General features: G+C 44.1%; 20 protein-coding genes. 16 read left to right on the top strand and 4 right to left on the bottom strand.

All coding sequences use genetic code 11. The annotated features are described in order from the left end of the window. Positions 1-25 precede the first annotated feature (25 nt). The 3 genes from BP688_RS09365 to BP688_RS09355 are packed head-to-tail and all read left to right on the top strand — an operon-like array spanning position 26 to position 2,743. Positions 26-382, top strand: coding sequence for a hypothetical protein (locus BP688_RS09365; RefSeq protein ID WP_290597450.1), 357 nt, complete (start codon positions 26-28; stop codon positions 380-382). Then, complete coding sequence (locus BP688_RS09360; RefSeq protein ID WP_290623943.1) at positions 379-822, top strand: hypothetical protein; 444 nt, start codon at positions 379-381, stop codon at positions 820-822. The genes BP688_RS09365 and BP688_RS09360 overlap by 4 nt, the downstream gene beginning before the upstream one ends. Then, positions 815-2,743, top strand: a complete 1,929-nt coding sequence (locus BP688_RS09355; RefSeq protein WP_290623945.1) for a heterodisulfide reductase-related iron-sulfur binding cluster — start codon at positions 815-817, stop codon at positions 2,741-2,743. The genes BP688_RS09360 and BP688_RS09355 overlap by 8 nt, the downstream gene beginning before the upstream one ends. A 5-nt stretch (positions 2,744-2,748) precedes the next feature. On the opposite strand, the gene BP688_RS09350 is transcribed toward BP688_RS09355, so the two are convergent. Further along, positions 2,749-4,455 carry a long-chain-fatty-acid--CoA ligase gene (locus BP688_RS09350; protein ID WP_290597452.1) on the bottom strand — a complete coding sequence of 569 codons (1,707 nt, stop codon included), beginning with the start codon at positions 4,453-4,455 and terminating at the stop codon, positions 2,749-2,751. A 123-nt stretch (positions 4,456-4,578) separates the two neighbouring features. Here BP688_RS09350 and BP688_RS09345 point away from each other — a divergent pair, with 123 nt between their 5' ends. Both BP688_RS09345 and BP688_RS09340 read left to right on the top strand, forming a co-directional pair. Continuing rightward, positions 4,579-4,863, top strand: coding sequence for a hypothetical protein (locus BP688_RS09345; RefSeq protein ID WP_290597453.1), 285 nt, complete (start codon positions 4,579-4,581; stop codon positions 4,861-4,863). Beyond that, positions 4,850-5,185 (top strand): hypothetical protein, encoded by a 336-nt coding sequence (locus BP688_RS09340; RefSeq protein ID WP_290597454.1) that lies wholly within the window; start codon positions 4,850-4,852, stop codon positions 5,183-5,185. The genes BP688_RS09345 and BP688_RS09340 overlap by 14 nt, the downstream gene beginning before the upstream one ends. A gap of 2 nt (positions 5,186-5,187) precedes the next feature. Here the strand turns inward: BP688_RS09340 and BP688_RS09335 are convergent, their stop codons facing one another. Beyond that, complete coding sequence (locus tag BP688_RS09335; RefSeq protein ID WP_290597455.1) at positions 5,188-6,375, bottom strand: sodium:calcium antiporter; 1,188 nt, start codon at positions 6,373-6,375, stop codon at positions 5,188-5,190. Between the two features lie 73 nt (positions 6,376-6,448). On the opposite strand from BP688_RS09335, the gene BP688_RS09330 reads away from it, so the two are divergent. Genes BP688_RS09330 through guaA form a run of 3 tightly spaced genes read left to right on the top strand, consistent with a single transcriptional unit; the run spans position 6,449 to position 9,133 of the window. After that, positions 6,449-6,631, top strand: coding sequence for a methytransferase partner Trm112 (locus tag BP688_RS09330; RefSeq protein ID WP_290597456.1), 183 nt, complete (start codon positions 6,449-6,451; stop codon positions 6,629-6,631). Then, complete coding sequence (pyrG, locus tag BP688_RS09325) at positions 6,628-8,232, top strand: glutamine hydrolyzing CTP synthase (protein ID WP_290623947.1); 1,605 nt, start codon at positions 6,628-6,630, stop codon at positions 8,230-8,232. The genes BP688_RS09330 and pyrG overlap by 4 nt, the downstream gene beginning before the upstream one ends. Further along, positions 8,222-9,133: a glutamine-hydrolyzing GMP synthase gene (gene guaA / locus BP688_RS09320; RefSeq protein WP_290623949.1), complete on the top strand. Its 912-nt coding sequence runs from the start codon at positions 8,222-8,224 to the stop codon at positions 9,131-9,133. Before pyrG ends, guaA begins: the two co-directional genes overlap by 11 nt. Here guaA and BP688_RS09315 read toward each other — a convergent pair. After that, positions 9,117-9,884: a DUF169 domain-containing protein gene (locus BP688_RS09315; RefSeq protein WP_290597459.1), complete on the bottom strand. Its 768-nt coding sequence runs from the start codon at positions 9,882-9,884 to the stop codon at positions 9,117-9,119. The genes guaA and BP688_RS09315 overlap by 17 nt on opposite strands. A gap of 89 nt (positions 9,885-9,973) precedes the next feature. Here BP688_RS09315 and BP688_RS09310 point away from each other — a divergent pair, with 89 nt between their 5' ends. From BP688_RS09310 to BP688_RS09300, 3 genes are read left to right on the top strand one after another with little or no spacing between them, the layout of a single operon-like run. Then, complete coding sequence (locus BP688_RS09310) at positions 9,974-10,594, top strand: biotin transporter BioY (RefSeq protein ID WP_290597460.1); 621 nt, start codon at positions 9,974-9,976, stop codon at positions 10,592-10,594. Then, positions 10,587-11,690, top strand: coding sequence for an ATP-binding cassette domain-containing protein (locus BP688_RS09305; RefSeq protein WP_290624611.1), 1,104 nt, complete (start codon positions 10,587-10,589; stop codon positions 11,688-11,690). The genes BP688_RS09310 and BP688_RS09305 overlap by 8 nt, the downstream gene beginning before the upstream one ends. Then, positions 11,687-12,334 carry an energy-coupling factor transporter transmembrane component T family protein gene (locus BP688_RS09300; RefSeq protein ID WP_290597462.1) on the top strand — a complete coding sequence of 216 codons (648 nt, stop codon included), beginning with the start codon at positions 11,687-11,689 and terminating at the stop codon, positions 12,332-12,334. Before BP688_RS09305 ends, BP688_RS09300 begins: the two co-directional genes overlap by 4 nt. Here BP688_RS09300 and BP688_RS09295 read toward each other — a convergent pair. Next, positions 12,304-13,020 (bottom strand): RAD55 family ATPase, encoded by a 717-nt coding sequence (locus tag BP688_RS09295; protein WP_290597463.1) that lies wholly within the window; start codon positions 13,018-13,020, stop codon positions 12,304-12,306. The genes BP688_RS09300 and BP688_RS09295 overlap by 31 nt on opposite strands. A 130-nt stretch (positions 13,021-13,150) precedes the next feature. Here BP688_RS09295 and BP688_RS09290 point away from each other — a divergent pair, with 130 nt between their 5' ends. From BP688_RS09290 to BP688_RS09270, 5 genes are all read left to right on the top strand, one after another. Then, positions 13,151-13,714: a hypothetical protein gene (locus BP688_RS09290; RefSeq protein WP_290597464.1), complete on the top strand. Its 564-nt coding sequence runs from the start codon at positions 13,151-13,153 to the stop codon at positions 13,712-13,714. 110 nt (positions 13,715-13,824) lie between these two features. Continuing rightward, entirely contained in the window at positions 13,825-14,448 is a 624-nt protein-coding gene (locus BP688_RS09285) for an SCP2 sterol-binding domain-containing protein (protein ID WP_290597465.1), read from the top strand. Positions 14,449-14,473: 25 nt separating this feature from the next. Next, positions 14,474-15,790, top strand: coding sequence for an acyl-CoA dehydrogenase family protein (locus tag BP688_RS09280; RefSeq protein WP_290623951.1), 1,317 nt, complete (start codon positions 14,474-14,476; stop codon positions 15,788-15,790). Positions 15,791-15,796: 6 nt separating this feature from the next. Further along, positions 15,797-16,543, top strand: a complete 747-nt coding sequence (locus tag BP688_RS09275; protein WP_290597467.1) for an acetoacetate decarboxylase family protein — start codon at positions 15,797-15,799, stop codon at positions 16,541-16,543. Between the two features lie 10 nt (positions 16,544-16,553). Further along, complete coding sequence (locus tag BP688_RS09270; RefSeq protein WP_290623952.1) at positions 16,554-17,369, top strand: acetoacetate decarboxylase family protein; 816 nt, start codon at positions 16,554-16,556, stop codon at positions 17,367-17,369. Positions 17,370-17,381: the final 12 nt, after the last annotated feature.

Genomic DNA, 17,381 nt, shown 5'->3' with positions numbered 1-17,381 from the left:
TAACGGCCGAATTGGAGGTTATCCAATGATTAGAAGTCTAATAGTCTTCGCTATCCTCCTAACAGGTGTGTTTGTCCTCGGATGTGTTCAGCAAGAAAAGATTACATCTGTTGAGGTAGAAGAATTGAAGGATTGTCAGTGCCACGAACTTGCCTACAAGTATCCAAAGCACGTCAATGGCACACCCTACTGCCTTAACTGCCACGAGATCGAGAAACACCCGGATGTAGGTGCTGTGATCTCAGCTGGTAATTGTTCCGAGTGTCACGAATCAAGCCTCTTCAGAATCCACATGCCCCAGCATTCATGTGTCGTGTGTCATGGTGATGCGAAAACAATACACGAGAAGTTTGAAAAGAGGTTTGTGGAGGGGACAGAATGAGAAAGTCAACTGTTTTTATTCTGGTTTCCCTTTTTGTGATGCTTCCTGTCATCTCATTGGCAATAAGCGGCAGCGGCGATGATAAGGTCGAGAAGGAATCACTGAATTCTGACCTTTCATGCTTTGACTGTCACAGCAATGCAAAGAGCTATCCAAAGCATCTCGACGGCTACAGTTACTGTGAAGAATGTCATGGCTCGGACGTTCATCCAGTCCACACCTTTGATTGCAAAACCTGTCACCAGAATGAGCCTTTAACACCATTTTGCCATGGAGCAGACCCAGATGTTGTTGTGCCGATTGCCGATGGTATTGTTTGCAAAGCCTGCCATGATGAGAACCTTGTTGTTGTTCATGAGGAGAACTGCCAGAGCTGCCACCAGAACATCAACGAGATACACAGGAAAGCTGACGTTGTAGGAGGTGTTGGTGATGTTTGAGGTCATCTACTACATCATGCTGATCACAAGCCTTTCCATCTTCTTCTATGGTCTGTGGCAGAAGTGGAAGTTCATAAACATGGGTTTGAAGGGGGAGGACAGAACAAGCAATTCCCTGCAAAGAATATGGTTTGTCGTAAGAGATGGTTTGCTGTTGGTAAGGCTGTATCTCCGTGAATCTAAAATGGGATTGTCACACTTCCTTTTCCTGTGGGGTGTGGTTGTAATACTCGTCAATATTTTGGTTTTCACCATCTCCTTTGCGATTCCAGACCTCTTCAGGGCAACATATCCATGGTTGAAGGCGTCAATGACAGCAGCAGGAGTTATGATTTTGCTTGGATTGGCGATAGCAGCCGTAAACAGGTATGTGCTTAAACCAAGCAGATTTGCGAAGAAGTTTGAGTTTGCTTGGGATGACAATCCCGTACTTGTTGTCTTTATCCTTGCTGCAGTCTTTGGATTCCTTCTCAAAGAATTTGTCCGGTTCAGCACGCTCAACTCAACCGCTCTACCTTACGTGCTTTGGTTCCTTCACACTGCCTTAATTCTTGGATTCATCGCTCTCATCCCATACACAAAACTCCTCCACATTGTAGCAGCGCCAGTTAACATCTTCACGAGAAGCGAAAGGAAGCCGGGTGTGATGAGAGAACCACTAAGTGAGGAGTACACGGGTGCCGTAACACCTCTCGATCTCACGAGAAGAGATTTGCTTGCAAGTCTTGCATGTATGAGATGCGGAAGGTGTCAAGACATCTGCCCGGCAGCAAATTCAGGAACGACACTCAATCCCATGTTTCTGATGCAGAACATACGGAGGCTGGAAAAAGTCCTTCTGGGAAAGAGCAAAGGTAATGGTAATGGTAGTAGTGGAGAGGAATCAGAGCAGGAAGTTCAGAATCCAGAGGATGTTCTCCTGATAGAAACGGTGCTTGATGAGGAGGCTGTGTGGGCATGCACAACATGCAGAGCCTGCATGGAGATGTGTCCGGTTTACGTGGAGCAGATGGAGATCATAGGGGAAATGAGGAGGGGCTTGATAGAGAGTGGCGAAACCCCACCAGACGTAAGAGATTTCCTGCAAAACATCCAGAAGCAGAAAAATCCATGGGGTGAGGGCAAGTTCAAGAGGGATCAGTGGATCAAAAAGAGTGAGATAGAAATTCCATCTGTCAAGGAAAACCCTGAATTTGAGTGGTTGTGGTTTGTTGGCTGTGCCCACAGCTTTGACAACAGAAACATTCCGGTTGCAAGAAAACTTGCAAGACTTCTCAATGATCTTGAGGTAAACTATGCGGTTCTCGGCAGAGAAGAGGGTTGCTGTGGAAACGACGTGAGGAGAGTGGGTGAGGAGGGGCTGTTCCAGGTGCTCATGGAGGAGAACATGCAGACATTTGAGAAATATGGTGTTGAAAGGTTGTTTGCCACCTCACCTCACTGCTACAACACCTTCAAGAACGAGTATGAAGGTTATGAGGTCAAGTTCATACTTGAAATTCTATATGATGCAATAAAGAGCGGTAAGCTTGAGCTGAAGCATCCTGTAAACAAGAGGGTGACCTTCCACGATCCTTGCTATCTTGGGAGATATAATGGCATATATGATCTCCCAAGGGAAATCCTGAAGGCAATTCCGGGTGTTGAGCTTGTTGAAATGCCGAGAAACAGAGAGAAGAGTTTTTGCTGCGGTGCAGGTGGAGGAAACCTCGTGAGAGAGTATCCGGGAGAGGATAGACCGAATAACATCAGAGCCAGAGAGGCTGCATCAACGAATGCTGAAATACTTGCGGTGGCATGTCCGTTCTGTATGATAATGCTTGAAGATGGTGTTAAGACCGAAAAGCTGGACGACAGGATACAGGTTCTCGACGTGATTGAGCTGGTGTATGAGTCGGTGTACGGGAGAGAAGAAGAATAAAAAATTTAAGCGGATTTTTTAATTTCTTCGTCTCTCAAAACCCTTCTTAGAATCTTCCCAACAGCAGATTTTGGCAGTTCATCTCTGAACTCGACTATTCTTGGAACTTTGTAAGCTGCCAGCCGTTCTCTGCAGAACTTGATGATCTCCTCCTCACTCACTTTACCCTTGTACTCCGGCTTTAGAACGATAAAGGCCTTTACAGTTTCTCCTCTGTAGGGGTCAGGAACACCAACGACAGCAGCCTCAACTACTGCTGGATGCTCGTAAAGCACCTCCTCAACCTCTCTCGGATAGATGTTGTAACCGCCAGCGATGATCATATCTTTCTTCCTGTCAACAATGTAGAAGTAGCCGTCTTCATCCATTTTCCCAACATCACCAGTCAGCAACCATCCGTTGACCAGCACCTTCTTTGTCTCTTCTTCCATCTTCCAGTAGCCCTTCATCACCTGTGGTCCTTTGATGGCTATTTCCCCGACTTCGCCAACGGGTAGAATTTTGCCCTCATCATCTATAATCACTGCATAGGTGTCTGGGAATGGAATTCCTATGCTTCCCTCTTTGTTCACCCCATAAACTGGATTTGCGAGTGCTACGGGAGAGGTCTCGCTCAGTCCATATCCCTCAACAAGCTTTCCCTCGGTTATTTCCTCAAACCTCCTTTTCACTTCGATTGGTAAGGGTGCTGCGCCACTTATACAGGCTTTAACTGACTTCAAATTGTACTTCTTTACCTCGGGGTAGTTTATTATTGCCGCATACATCGTTGGGACGCCACAGAAGATAGTTATCCCATACTTCTGAATCGCGTCAAGAATTCTCTTGATATCTCTTGGATCGGGTAGGAGAATTATGGTTCCTCCAAGAGCTATAGGAGCGTTCATAGAGGTTGTCATCCCGAAACTGTGGAAATACGGAAGAACTCCAGCAAACACATCATCTGGAGACCTGTCAGTGACCCATTCGAGGGTCTGGTATACGTTGGCAACAAGATTGTAGTGGGTGGACATCACTGCCTTAGGCACGCCAGTTGTTCCACCAGTGTATAGGAATGTTGCAATATCTTCTTTGGGGTCTATTTCTGGCCTATCCTTTGTTGGGGGACTCTTTAGCACATCTTTCCAGTAAACAATCCTATCATTTTTCTCAACCTTTATCTTTTCCTTTTTCAGTGAATACAAGAAGTTAAGGGGGAATGGCAGATAATCTTCAATTTTGCATATAACAGCCTTTTTTATCTTCCCCTCTTTTATTAGGTTCTTAATCCTCGGGTAAACCATCTCCACGAAAAAGCCATACTCAGCTTCACTGTTTTCAAGAATATACGTGATTTCCCTCTCGGTATAGAGCGGATTACACTGCACCACGGTCGCACCTGTCTTGAGAATACCATAGTATGCTGCGACATACTGGGGGGTGTTCGGGAGGTCAACAATCACTCTGCTACCTTTCCCCACTCCAAGTTTGTATAGAAAGCTGGCGACCCTATCGCTCATTTCATCAAGCTGCCTGTAGGTTATTTTCTTTCCAAAGAATATAAGAGCAACCTTATCTGGATACTTGCTGGCTGTTTCCTCCAGAAGCCTGTAGAGTGGTATTTCGGGATAATCTATGTTTGGTCTTACCCCTTCGTCATAGAATCTGAGCCATATTCTGTTTATTTCCTTCTCGTCCACTTCCATAATTGTTTTTCCTTCTACTCCAAGCATAGTTCTTTATTTTCTTCATGAGTATTTTAATTTTTTTAATTGCTGAATTTTTAAAGTGCAGGATGCTATATTATGGATAGACCAAGAAAAAAATTAAATTACCTTTAAATTTTGATAGGCTCAGTGGACGCAGTTGTATTGTCCCAAAAAATAAAGGTGGAGAAGGCAGCTCTGTTTGGGAATGATGTGTCAGTGTGTGGTATGGATTATTATGTTGCATCAGAATTAAAAAAGCTGATAGATGCTTTAATCCCAGCTGAATATTACATTGGGTATATTTTACTTGATGGGGAGGGCATAGTCTTTAGAAAGGATTGTGACTGTCTGGCGTTAGTGACTGTCGAAAGAAACAGAATTAGATGGTGTTTAAACAAAATGAAGGAGATATTCGGCAATGAAGGAGGTTGAGTTTGCATACTTTGATGAGGGAATTAAAGGAAATTCAGGATTTGCGATTTCGTACTTGGAGGCAGTGAAAGATATTGTTGTTGAAAACAATATTTCTGAACTTGCCTTCTCGTCTAACGGTTTTTCTGGAATTTTGTTGAGAAATCCAGTTTTAATTTTTGTTAAAGTGAAGGGTGAGATTTCGGAAGCAAAGGTTCATGCAAGAAAAATTCTGAGAGAGCTTGGTTTCATTAAAAGGGACGATTTGGAGAATATCTTGAAATTTGCTGAGGAAATTGACAAACTTCCCATAGAAGAAGTTTTAAAAAGGATAAAGGAATAAATTTACCGGCTTGCAAGTTCTTTAACTAACCTGAAACTTTTAATCATCTCTTCTTTCTTCATCACGAGAATAGGGATTGAGAGTGCTATGTACACTGCAGAGATGATGTATCTTACTTCGACTCCGGGTAAAACAAGCTGGATAAGGAAGAGAGTGAGTAGAGCGAATGCTTCCTTCCAGCTTATTTTTAGATCGCACAGGATTGCGAGGCCGAAGAGTGATTGAGATGCGGTGAGCAAAATTTCTTCACTCTGTCTTGCATCGAGAGGTAAGCTCTGAACTCTGAAGGCTGAAATACTGTATATGAGGACTATTGTCCCGATAAGAAGCGTCCACTGGTTAACTTTTGATGATATCAGGGTGTTCATAGCTGCAGTAACCCTCAACCTCCTGACGAAATATCCTGCAACTATCAATTCTGGCGCCTCACTTGCCAGAGGGGCTATCCACTGAACAGCTAAGAACTCATCAAGTCCAAACTCTCTGGCAGTGCTAAGCAATCCTTCAGAGAATGCTTCAACGCTCAGTAATATCACTGCACCAGCAAAAAGAAAGAGAACTATAACAGAAAATCTTCTTGTCCCCTTCTTCAAACTGCAGAGATACGCTGGCACTCCAACTACAACAAGCTCTTCCTTCTCTGTTCTTACAGTCAGAATAATGTAAAGGATGTACATGGAAACAAACACAAACATGTCAAAAAAAGATATTTGACCTTTAAAAGGGAGAGTGAAGGCATAGAGGGTTGCAATCAGGAGGAAGAAGTTCTCAAGTCTTATTCCCTCATCAAGGTGTATTTCCCTTTTTCTTGTAGTGAGGATGGCTATAAAAGCCACAAGACTCCAGCCTATACCTATCAACAGTCTGTTCGCCCCAGTCATGTTTGCTGTTGCGTAATGTATGTAGTTCCCACCCACTGTGCCTGCTTTCCATGCAAAGTAGCCGTCAACTGCATACTCTGGAAGCACCGCAAGTAGGGCAACCACTGCAAGGCTGAAAGACCTTGGAACATCCATCTCTGCTGTTTCAGCAGCCCATGATATCAAAAAAGATGCAGAAACTACCGCAAGACCTGAAAGAAAAGTCTGCAAAGTTGGTGGATGATGAGTGTGGGTTGATAATGAAAGGAGCCAAGGGAGGGTTAGGAGGATTATCACGATCATTTGAATTTTCTCTTTTACAAAATTCATGGCTGAGGAAGAGTCTTTCGTTATTTAAATTTGCGGCGGAAATCGTTATTTACTCATACCACCAAAGAATTTTATGAGAAGGAAACTCCTTGAAATTCTTGCATGTCCGATCTGCAAGTCCGATCTGAAGGTTGAAGTTCACGAGGAGAGTGAAGAAGAGATCATTTCGGGTAAATTGAGATGCAAGAAGTGCAACGTAGAATTCCCGATTGAGAACGGTATTCCAAACATGCTTCCTCCGGAGCTGAGAACATGAAGTATATTGTCGTCACTGGGGGGGTAATGAGCGGGCTTGGTAAGGGGATTACAGCGGCATCCATTGGCAGACTGTTTGTTGAAATGGGTTACAGAGTTGTTCCAATTAAGGTTGACCCCTACATTAACATAGATGCTGGCACAATGAACCCCTTTCAGCACGGTGAGGTTTACGTTTTAAAGGATGGAACTGAGGTTGATCTTGATCTTGGACACTACGAGCGCTTTATAGGGATGGAGCTTACAGGAGACCACAACATAACAACCGGAAAGATATACAAGAGCGTAATTGAGAAGGAGAGGAAAGGAGATTATCTCGGACAGACGGTGCAGATTATCCCTCATGTTACAGACGAGATAAAGAGCTGGATCAGGAGAGTTGCGGAGAAAAGCAATGCCGAAATATGTCTTGTTGAGATTGGTGGAACTGTCGGTGATATTGAAGGAATGCCTTTCCTTGAAGCTGTAAGGCAGATGCATAACGAGGAAAGGGAGGAGGATTTTGCTCTTGTGCATGTAACTCTTGTCCCTCTTGATGCTGGAGGAGAGCAGAAAACAAAACCAACCCAGCATAGTGTGAAAGAACTGAGAGAGGTTGGCTTGCATCCTGATGTTATAGTCGGCAGATGTAAGGAGAGGCTAAGGGAGGCTACGAAGAGAAAAATCGCCCTATTCTGTGATGTGCCAGTAGAGGCAGTCATAAGCAATGAAGATGCAGAAGATATCTACGAAGTCCCATTGATTTTCAAGAGGGAAAAGCTTGACGAGTATCTGATAAATAAACTTAAACTTGAGAGCAGAGAGAGGAGGGGTGAGTGGGACAGGATAGTTAACAAGCTGAAGTCTCTCAACGAAGAGGTCTCCATTGCTATTGTTGGTAAATATGTGGATGTCAGGGATGCCTATCTCAGCATAAGGGAAGCTCTGAAACACGGAGGAATTTACGCCGGATGCAGGGTTAATTATCTGTGGGTGGATAGCGAGGAACTTGAGAGAGTTGACGAATTTGAGCTTGACGTTGACGGCATCCTCGTTCCCGGTGGTTTTGGATCGAGAGGGGCAGAGGGTAAGATAAGGGCGATAGAATATTCAAGAGAGAATAATATCCCCTTCCTTGGTATTTGCTTTGGCTTCCAGCTTGCAGTGATTGAATTTGCAAGAAACGTTGTTGGGTTAGAGGGTGCAACAAGTTCAGAACTTGCAGAAGGGAAAGCAGAACACGCCGTCATTGATCTTTTGCCAGAGCAGAAGGAAGTTGAGGAGATGGGGGGAACGATGAGGCTTGGAGATATTGAGGTTATCATTAAACCTGGCACGATTGCCCACAGGCTTTACGGTAAGGAGAAGGTTTATGAAAGGCACAGACACAGGTTTGAGGTAAATCCAGAGTACATACCGCTAATCGAAGAGCACGGACTTGTTTTCAGCGCATATTCGGATGGAGGAAGAAGGATGGAGATTGCCGAGTTGCCAAATCACAGATTCTTTTTCGCCACTCAATTCCATCCGGAATTCAAATCCCGCCCCTACAACCCGTCACCGCCTTTTGTCGGTTTTGTTGCAGCAGCATTGGAGTTTAAGAGGGATAACGATGAACGTTGAGAAGTTTGTGGAAAATGCAATAAGGGAGATCAGGGAGAAGGTTGGAAATGGGAGGGCAATAATAGCCCTCTCCGGTGGGGTTGATAGTTCCGTGTGCACAGTGTTGGGTTACAAGGCCATCGGAGACAGGCTAATTCCTGTTTTCGTTGACACTGGTCTGATGAGAGAAAGAGAGCCAGAGAGGATTAAGGAGATATTCGGGGAGATGGGACTTGTCTTCATTGATGCAAAAGATGAGTTCTTCGAAGCTCTGAAGGGTGTTACCGATCCTGAAGAGAAGAGAAAGGTTGTTGGGGAGCTTTTTGTAAGAATATTTGAGAGAGTTGCAGAGGAGCATGGAGCTGAATATCTGATTCAGGGAACGATTTATCCAGATATCATTGAGAGTCAGGGAGGGATAAAGAGTCACCACAACGTTGGGGGTTTTCCAACCAAATACAGATTCAAAGATGTAATTGAACCTCTCAGGGAACTTTACAAGGATGAAGTCAGAGAGGTGGCGAGATACCTGGGCTTGCCAGAGGAAATTTCGGAGAGAATGCCATTCCCTGGTCCAGGATTGGCTGTGAGGATAGTGGGAGAAGTGACACCCGAAAAGGTGGAGGTGGTTAGAAGGGCGAACAGGATAGTAGAGGAGGAACTTGCGGACTACGACAAATGGCAGTGCTTTGCGGCTCTGATAGGCAGAGCCACTGGAGTGAAAGGGGATATCAGGGTATGGGGATATGTTATATCCGTCAGGGCTGTTGGATCAAGGGATGGGATGACAGCCGATCCGCTTAACATCGAGTATGAAAGACTTAGACGCATCGCTCTGCGCATCACCGGTGAGATTCCGGAGGTTTCGAGAGTGGTTTATGATATAACGCCAAAGCCGCCAGCCACTATCGAGTATGAGTAGATCGCATTGAATCTACAGATTTTTTGTAACTCTCTATCATCGGAAGTTCGACTCTAAGGGATGTTACAGGTATTGGATACCTTATTCCCCTTTTGTGGGTATTTGCAAGCCCATCTGCAATTTCTTCTGCCATCTCGAATGGGAATGAGAAAGCCAATTCCCAATCCTGAGTTAGACCGAAAAGCCTGTCGCCATAGCACGGAATTACCAACCGTGGTCTCTTTTCAATGAAAGCACCCAAATACTCTGCACACGCTGCTCTTCCGAGGACTGTTGCCTCGAACGCTCCACCTTTTTTGTAAAGCACCGCATGCACGAATCTCAGAATCTGTGCGGGTGTTGCGTAAACAACAACAAAATCTGGTTCCATCTCATCCCTTTCCAATGGAAAAGCAACACATCCAACATACTCACCCGGCTTAAGTCTTGGAACAGCCTGCTCAAACTTTACTCCTATCTCCTTAGTTGCCGCATAACCTGCTTCGTAGGCGAGCACTCCTTCCTCGTAAAGCTCATCGGGTTCTGAAAATCCGTATGCGACTATGCCAAGAGGGCAGGTTGTGTTGAGGTCAAAGTATACTGTCCACCTATATCGCCTTGCGATATTGTATATTTGGCAGATTGTCAGGTTCTTGAACTTTCTCACCTTTTCGGGAACTTCACTGCTATCCTTAACGAGTTTGAAGCCAAGTGGAAAGGTCTGAGGCTTGATGTATCTGTCAATAACCTTCGCTAATTCGGACGGTTTCATGATTGATCATTGACTGAATCCTTATAAACTTTATTTTTTGGCTTACCGAAAGCGCAAAACTTTTATTTTTTGTAAACCTAATTTAATTCATGGTTGACGATATTAAAAGGGTTGTGCTGGCGATAGCGATGGCTTTGATCACGGCAATAAGTGCTCAGCTGAACTTCAAGATTGGTCCTATACCGTATACGATGCAGAACTTTGGGGTTATGCTTTCAGGATTCTTACTTGGGCCATGGTATGGGCTTCTGGCTTTGTTGGTATATGTGGCCCTGATAGCCCTTTCCCTTCCCTTTGCAGCTGGAGGTGGTGGGCTGGGTGTTTTACTTGGCCCTACAGCAGGTTTCATCTACGGATTCGCAATATCGGCATTTCTGGCAGGTTTGCTGAGGAAGATGATCTGGAGAAAGGGAGTTACAAAGGAGGTTATTATGCTGTGGCTATCAACGCTGATAGCAGTAATTCCAACTTATCTTCTCGGATTTGCGGTGTTCTATAGCTTCGCTGTTGGAGATGCAAAACTGCTTGGATGGGCAGATAGTGCAGCAAAAACCTTTGGTTTCAACCTCTCTGATCCATTTTTGATTGTGTTTACAGCAACAGTTCTAATATTTCTACCACAGGACTTCTTTGTTGATCATTTACTTGCTGTGCTCGTTTATCGCTACGTTCACGAGATGCTTAAGGAGAGGGGGATTGAAATTGATTGAATTCAGTGTTAATTCTTATTTTTATCCTAACGGAAGGCTTGGGTTGGAATGTTTTTCAGAAAAGTTTGAGGGCTGTGAGTTCCTGAAGGGAAGGACAGGTTCAGGCAAAACAACTATTTTGAGGATGATGAACGGTCTAATTCCCGAATTCTACGGTGGTAAGCTCGATGGATTTATTAGGGCTTTTGGAAATAAGCCAAATCCGAGAGATATCTACTACATCAAGCAGAATCCTGAAGAGATGGTGACCTGCCTCGATGTCATTGATGAAGTGGCTTATCCATCAATTCAGCAGGGAAAAAAGGCTTCGGAGGCTAAAAGAGAGGCGGAAGAGGTTTGTGAAGAGATTGGAATTGGTCATCTGGCAAACAGGAAAACCTATGAAATATCAACGGGTGAACTTCAGCTGGTTGAAATTGCTGCTGCAATCACTTCGGGTAGTAAATTCATTGTTTTAGACGAACCATTCGCTCATCTGAGTAGGAGAAATGCTTTAAGAGTTATAAAAATAATCAAGAATTTAAAGCATGTTGTATCGGAGCACCGAATTGAATTTGAGAAGTATTTTGATAGAACCGTTAATCTTGGGCTTGAAATTGAGAATATTGATATTCCAGAAACAGAGAAGGGAGATGTTGTTTATAACGGAATTTTGGAACTCAGGGAGAGGGAGATTGTAGCTATCACAGGTGATAACGGCGCTGGAAAGACGATGATGCTGAAAGGCATTGCGAAGGATATGCGGAGAAAGGGAATCAACTTCTCCATCCTTTTGCAACATCCCCCCTATCACCTAACAGAAAATACGGTGGAAAAGGAGGTTGAAGGTGTAAACAGGGAGGTTGTTACGGCATTCGGGCTTGAAGGCATAAAAAACAGACATCCACAGTCCCTCAGCAGTGGACAGATGAGGAGGGTAGCAATTGCCAAAGCCTTTAAAGCAAAAATTCTGCTCCTCGACGAACCAAGTGCTGCGCAGGACATCAATTTTAGAAAAAAGCTCGTGTGTCTGCTGAGGAAGTGCGGCAAAACTGCAGTAATAGCGACACATGATGAAGAACTTGTGAAATACTGCGATTGGAGGATAGAGTTGTGATAATCAACTCTCTCAAGGAAGGCTTAAGGGGAGGAGGAAGGGAGGGTAGAGTTTGTTTGACCTCAGCAGTAATCCTTTCCCTTTCCGTGTATATCTCAGCGATGGCTATTGAGGTGTCTTTGCTAATCATAACGTTATCAGCAATCGTAACTTCGGGTAGGTCGCTGAAAGTCCTAAAGGCCTTTCTCCCCTTCTATGTCTTTTTTGCTATAACTGCAATTTTTTTCGGATTTCAGGTAGTCAAAAGTCTGCTTGCCTTCATGGCTGTAATCTCAGCAGGAGCATTAATTTATTCGACCAACATAAAGGAGATTACCGGCGCTCTGCTATACTTCAAAGTGCCTCAAAGGGTTGTTAGCGTGGTATCCTTAGCAATCTCCATGCTGCCCTTGCTTGTGTCCGATTTCAACAACATCAGGGAAATTCACAACTCAAAGGGCATAAAGGGGTACTACAGACTTCTCAAGGCCTTCACGTCAACAACGATCCTCAGGGCAATAAGCATCTCGGAATCCCTTTATTCAAAAAGCTTCAGCTATAGGGCTGTGGGTGAATTGAGGCAACCGGAAATAAAAGATATTGCGGTGTTTCTGCTCTCAGTGTTGATTTTGATTTACGCAATATCCCTCGAAGTATCGACCTGAACACCCTCTTCGACGTAGAACCTGAAGTATTCGCTCACAGGTCTCTTGCCCCTTAACTTCGGAACTGCAAACTTACTCACTATTCTCTCTCCAACCCTCTCCGACTCGATGTCGAAAACAACGTCCGAGATGTCGAGAACCTTGTTAACGACCTTTACTGGATGAAGATTTTTGACGAGATAGCAATAAACAACAGTTCCGTTTTCCTTAGAGATTGTATAGAGCTTGTTCAGCAACCAATCCTTCAGTCCCCACTCCACTGAGAGATTCAGGAAAAATGATAGAGAATCAAAGATAATATTAAACTCTCCACCTTCTTCAGTTATTTTTGTAAGCTGATCGTCCACAAAATCGAAAATCTCCTTGTCCCTGTATTTATCCTCCACAACGAATTGCCCGTATTCGTTCAGATAGTACTGGGTATAAACGTCAACAAAATTGACGTATTCAGCATCCAAACCCAGCTTTTGTATATCCATTTTGACAAACTTCGAGGATCTGTTAGTTGTAAAGTAATAACTTTTCATAACGGTCGCAAATTGATACAGAAAAGCTTCAGGCATCGCAATTGGGTCTGCATAAACACACACAAAGCTACCTTGAGGGAGTCCACCGTCAAGTCTTCTGTCGAGGAGAACAATACCAGTTGGTATATCGGCAGTCTTGAGCACCTGTATTTGATCCATTATTAATTACTTGTAATTTTGTAATTTAAACTTTTCCCATCATCATTATAATGTAAGTTGATTATTTAAGTTAGTAGATTATAAAATTCAACAACAAAAACTTTTATTTCTGTAGGTTAAGAAAATTATGATGAATTCAAGAAAAGTCAGAATTCAAACCACATTGGATTCTGAAATTTACAGCAGTATAATCAAAAAGCTACTCCCAAAATATGGTCATTTGAATAAACTTATTGAGGAGGCGGTAAAGTATCTCTACGCAAAGGAAATGGGTGAAGTTACAGAACTGGATCACCTTCTGATTAGAATGATGAAAGAGGTTGGTATGGTCGCTATCGGGTTTGAAAGTGCTGAACATGCTGCGAGTGGTGACGTCGAGAAGGCTGTAAAGGAGAATGAGATTGAGTTTATGTTGGAGTGGTATTACGGCAAACCTCTGAGCAAGATATCTTTTGAGGAGGCTGTGAATTTCCTCAAAGTTGCTCTTCTTGCAAGAAACTGGGCGTCGGATGTAAAAATAAACGACGAGGGGGATGAAGTTCACGTGCTTGTCAGATCCAATGTAGGGAAAAATCTCAGTGAAATTTTCTGCAAAGCGGTGAAACATTTCGCGGAGTCTAAATTCGGGTTAAAAACTGATTACTCAATCTATAGTCATGGTTTCAACATAATACTCAAAAAACCGCGTTTATGAGTAAATATACACATATATACTTCTGCATGTTAATTTATGCGTTGGAAAACTAATTTTTAATCAGTGTAATGTCAAAAAGTTAAAATATTTGCTCATTATTAGAAGTGCACATGGCAGTGGTTTATCCGTCAAAGGAATGGATGGAAGAACTCTATAAGAAAGTGAACAGCGATGAAGAATATAAGAAGGTGGCTGCAAACTGGGAAGGCGACTACCTGTGCGTTGTAGAGTTGGATGAGGAGGCTCTGAAGGACTTCCAGAACCCGAAGATTTTAAAGGGCTTTCTTGAAATGCTGGACAGCATTCCGAAGGAAAAGAGGGAAAGGTTCAAGGGAACTGTAAACGAGGGGTTGCTAATAGCTCTCGGTCTTTCAGTTGACATGGACATAAGCAGTGTGAATGTTGATGAGCTTGCCAAAAAAATTGCTGAAATGGATCCAAAAGTCGTATTAGACGCTGCAAAGGGAGCATCGCTAAATCTCTGGATGGACTTCTGGCATGGTGAGTTGAGAAATATCGAGGTAGCTGCTCCGGGAGAGCACGAGGATGCGAAGTTTAAACTTATTGGCCCGTATTCAGTATTCAAGCAGCTTGTTATGGGTAAGGCAGATGCCATAACACTTGTTGTGAGTGGAAAGCTAAAACTGCAGGGTGATATGGGCTACATGATGCGCAACATGGCCGCTGTAAGAAAATTCACTGAGTTGATGGCTTCAATTCCAATCGAATCTTAATTTTTTATTTTAAAAGGGGAAAAACATGCCAAAGTTTCTTGATTTAGATGAGCTTACTGAAGAAGATAAGATGCTCAAAGAGGAGGTTCATAGATTTGCTGCCGAGGTGATGAGACCCGCATCCGTAGAGCTGGACAGAATGAGTCCTGAAGACAGGATTAAGCCAGATTCGCCCTACTTTAAGGTTTTCAAGCAGATGAAAAAGCTTGGATACCACAAAATAAATCTACCAGAAGAGAAGGGCGGACTGGGTTTGACACCTCTTCAGCGCTACATGATATTCGAGGAACTCGGTTGGGGCAGTCTTGGGCTTGCCACAGCCATAGGTGTTGACCAGATACCCTTTGCAACGGCAGCACTATTTGGATCAGAGAAGCTTTACGAGGAGGCAGTCATACCTTGGATTGAGGACGACAAAGGGAAGTATCACGGGTGTTGGGGAGTTACGGAACCTGAACATGGCAGTGATTACCTAATAGCTTTAAGAGAGGAACCGGATCTACTCAGAAAGTTTGGTAAAGGCAACGTCATCATAGAGAAAGATGGAGATGAGTGGGTCATCAATGGACAGAAATCTGCATGGGTGTCTTCCGCGCCAGTTGCCACACACTGTGGACTCCATGCTCAGATCAAGGATGCGAAATTCTTCGCTGACGGAGCCTTCTGCCTTGTCCCACTTGACCTCGATGGAGTGAAGAAGGGTAAGCCAGTTGATATGCTTGGAATGCGTGATGATCCTCAGGGAGAGCTATTCTTCGACAATGTAAGGATTCCCGACCATTACACTATCGTTGCTCCCGGATTCTTCTACGGTGTGTTTGCCGACCAGTTGCTATGTTTAACAAGCTGCGGAATGGGCGCCTTTGCAGTTGGGTTAGCAAGAGCTTGCTTTGAAGAGGCTTTGAACTATGCGAGGCAGAGGGTTCAGGGTGGTGTGCCAATTGTCAAGCACAAGAACATAAAGCTCAAACTTTACGAGATGTTCGAGAAAATCGAGACAGCTCGTTATTATGTTAGAAAAGCAACTGAATATACTCACAGAAAGGTTATAGAACAGAAAACAACAGATGCATCACCAAGACATGCAAGGGCAGCGCAGATATATGCTAAAAAAGTTGCATTCGAAGTTGCGCATGAAGCAGTCCAGATTTTTGGGGCTTATGGCTTGAGCAAGGAGTTCATAATCGAGAAGCTTTTTAGAGATGCGAGATGTATGCTAATTGAGGATGGAACGGTAGAAGTTTTGAGTTTGGAGGCTGCAGATGACGTTATCTCGAACTACGAGAAAGATTATTACGATGTTGAACATATAACGAAGTTGATGGATCATTTTGAGAGGTGATGTGTTATGTTGAGGGGAATTCCGTTTGATTCGCCTCTTTATGAGGTGGATGAGGATAGGGGGATTGAGTATAGGAATTGTGATGCCATAACTGGGTTTTTTACAATTAAGAATGACATCAGCGATTTGCTACCAGAAGGTCTCAAGCCCTACAGCGAACCGGCTCAGGGTGGGATATGGATATCCCATTACTCCTTCAGCACTGTTGGGGAGTATCATGAGTACATTACCGTGATTCAGGTTGAGGACGAGCAGGGAGATATGGGTTACTATATACCATACATTTACGTAACGAACGATTCTGCTCTTGCTGCTGGCAGAGAGCTTGCCGGAGCACCAAAGAAACTGGCTACGATTGGTCTGGTAAAGGAGAACGATGTTGTGATGGGCTACCTTGAAAGACCTACCGGAAAGAGACTTGTAACCTTCGTCATGAAGCCGAACACGCGGGCTGCCGGTGGCTTGATTGACTTCGTACTTCCCAAACCAACCTACCTGTATTCTGTAAGACATCTTCCACCAATAAAGGGAAAGGGTGGTGTTACGCAGCTTATCAAGTGGTATGCTGAGATTGATTTCCACGTTGATCCGAATGGAGAGAAAGTGATATTCAATGGACCGGGAACGGTGACTTACGACTCGCCGTCGGTAATTGATCCTGTTCACAAGGTTGAAATTGACAGTCTCATGACCGCCGTGTACTTCCAGTTTGACATGAAGCTCGGATTTGTTGACATTTTAAGAGAATACTGATGGTGAAACAATGCTGAAAAGAAGCAGAGAGGGTCTCTCTATCCCTTTAGATGCAAGCTTGTATGGTGCATTAGGTGCAGGGATGGTTGCAAGGGATGCTGTAACTGAATATCTTAACTGCGAGTGTGTCATGGCCTTTTTCACAACAACTGAGGATGTTGAGGGATTGCTGCCTGAAGGAATGGAGTTAGCTGCTAAACCTCCAAACGCAGCAATCTTTATAGCCCACTATCCATTCTCAACTCTCGGCCCGTACTATGAGATGTTCACGTTGATTCAGGTGGATTTTGAGGGTGAGCTTGCCTACTACTTGCCCTACATCTACGTAGACAACGATGCAGCAATGGCGGGTGGAAGAGAGGTCGTGGGCGCTCCGAAGAAATTTGCCAAAATGGGGATCGTGAAATACAATGATCTCGTGATGGGTTATTTGGAAAGGCCACCGGGTAAGAGACTTCTGTCCATAACCATCAAGCCCGAACAGAGAATACCTGACGCTATGGTTGAGGCATTCTTGCAGGAGGCTACGCCAATATACTCAATCAGGCTTCTTCCACCGATTGAGGGAGGAGACGGTTTAGCTCAGCTCGTCAAATGGTATGGATACATTAGGCTACACGAAGATGACGAGGAGAGGGTGACATACCATCACGTGAAGCTCGGAACGAAGAGAATATGGGGTGGAGAGACCACCGTTCTTTATGATTCTCCCTCTCTCTCCGATCCAGTGCACAAGATTGAAGTCAAAGACGTTTTGCTGGGAGCATACATGCAGTATGACATGGGTCTGAGGCCTGATAAGGTTGTGAAGGAGTGGAGACTTTAATTTTTTCCCATT

The sequence above is a fragment of the Archaeoglobus sp. UBA230 genome, assembly GCA_002507545.1.
Lineage (GTDB): Archaea > Halobacteriota > Archaeoglobi > Archaeoglobales > Archaeoglobaceae > Archaeoglobus.
The sequence above is the reverse complement of the archived record's forward strand: the minus strand, read 5'-3'. Positions and strand labels throughout refer to the sequence as shown.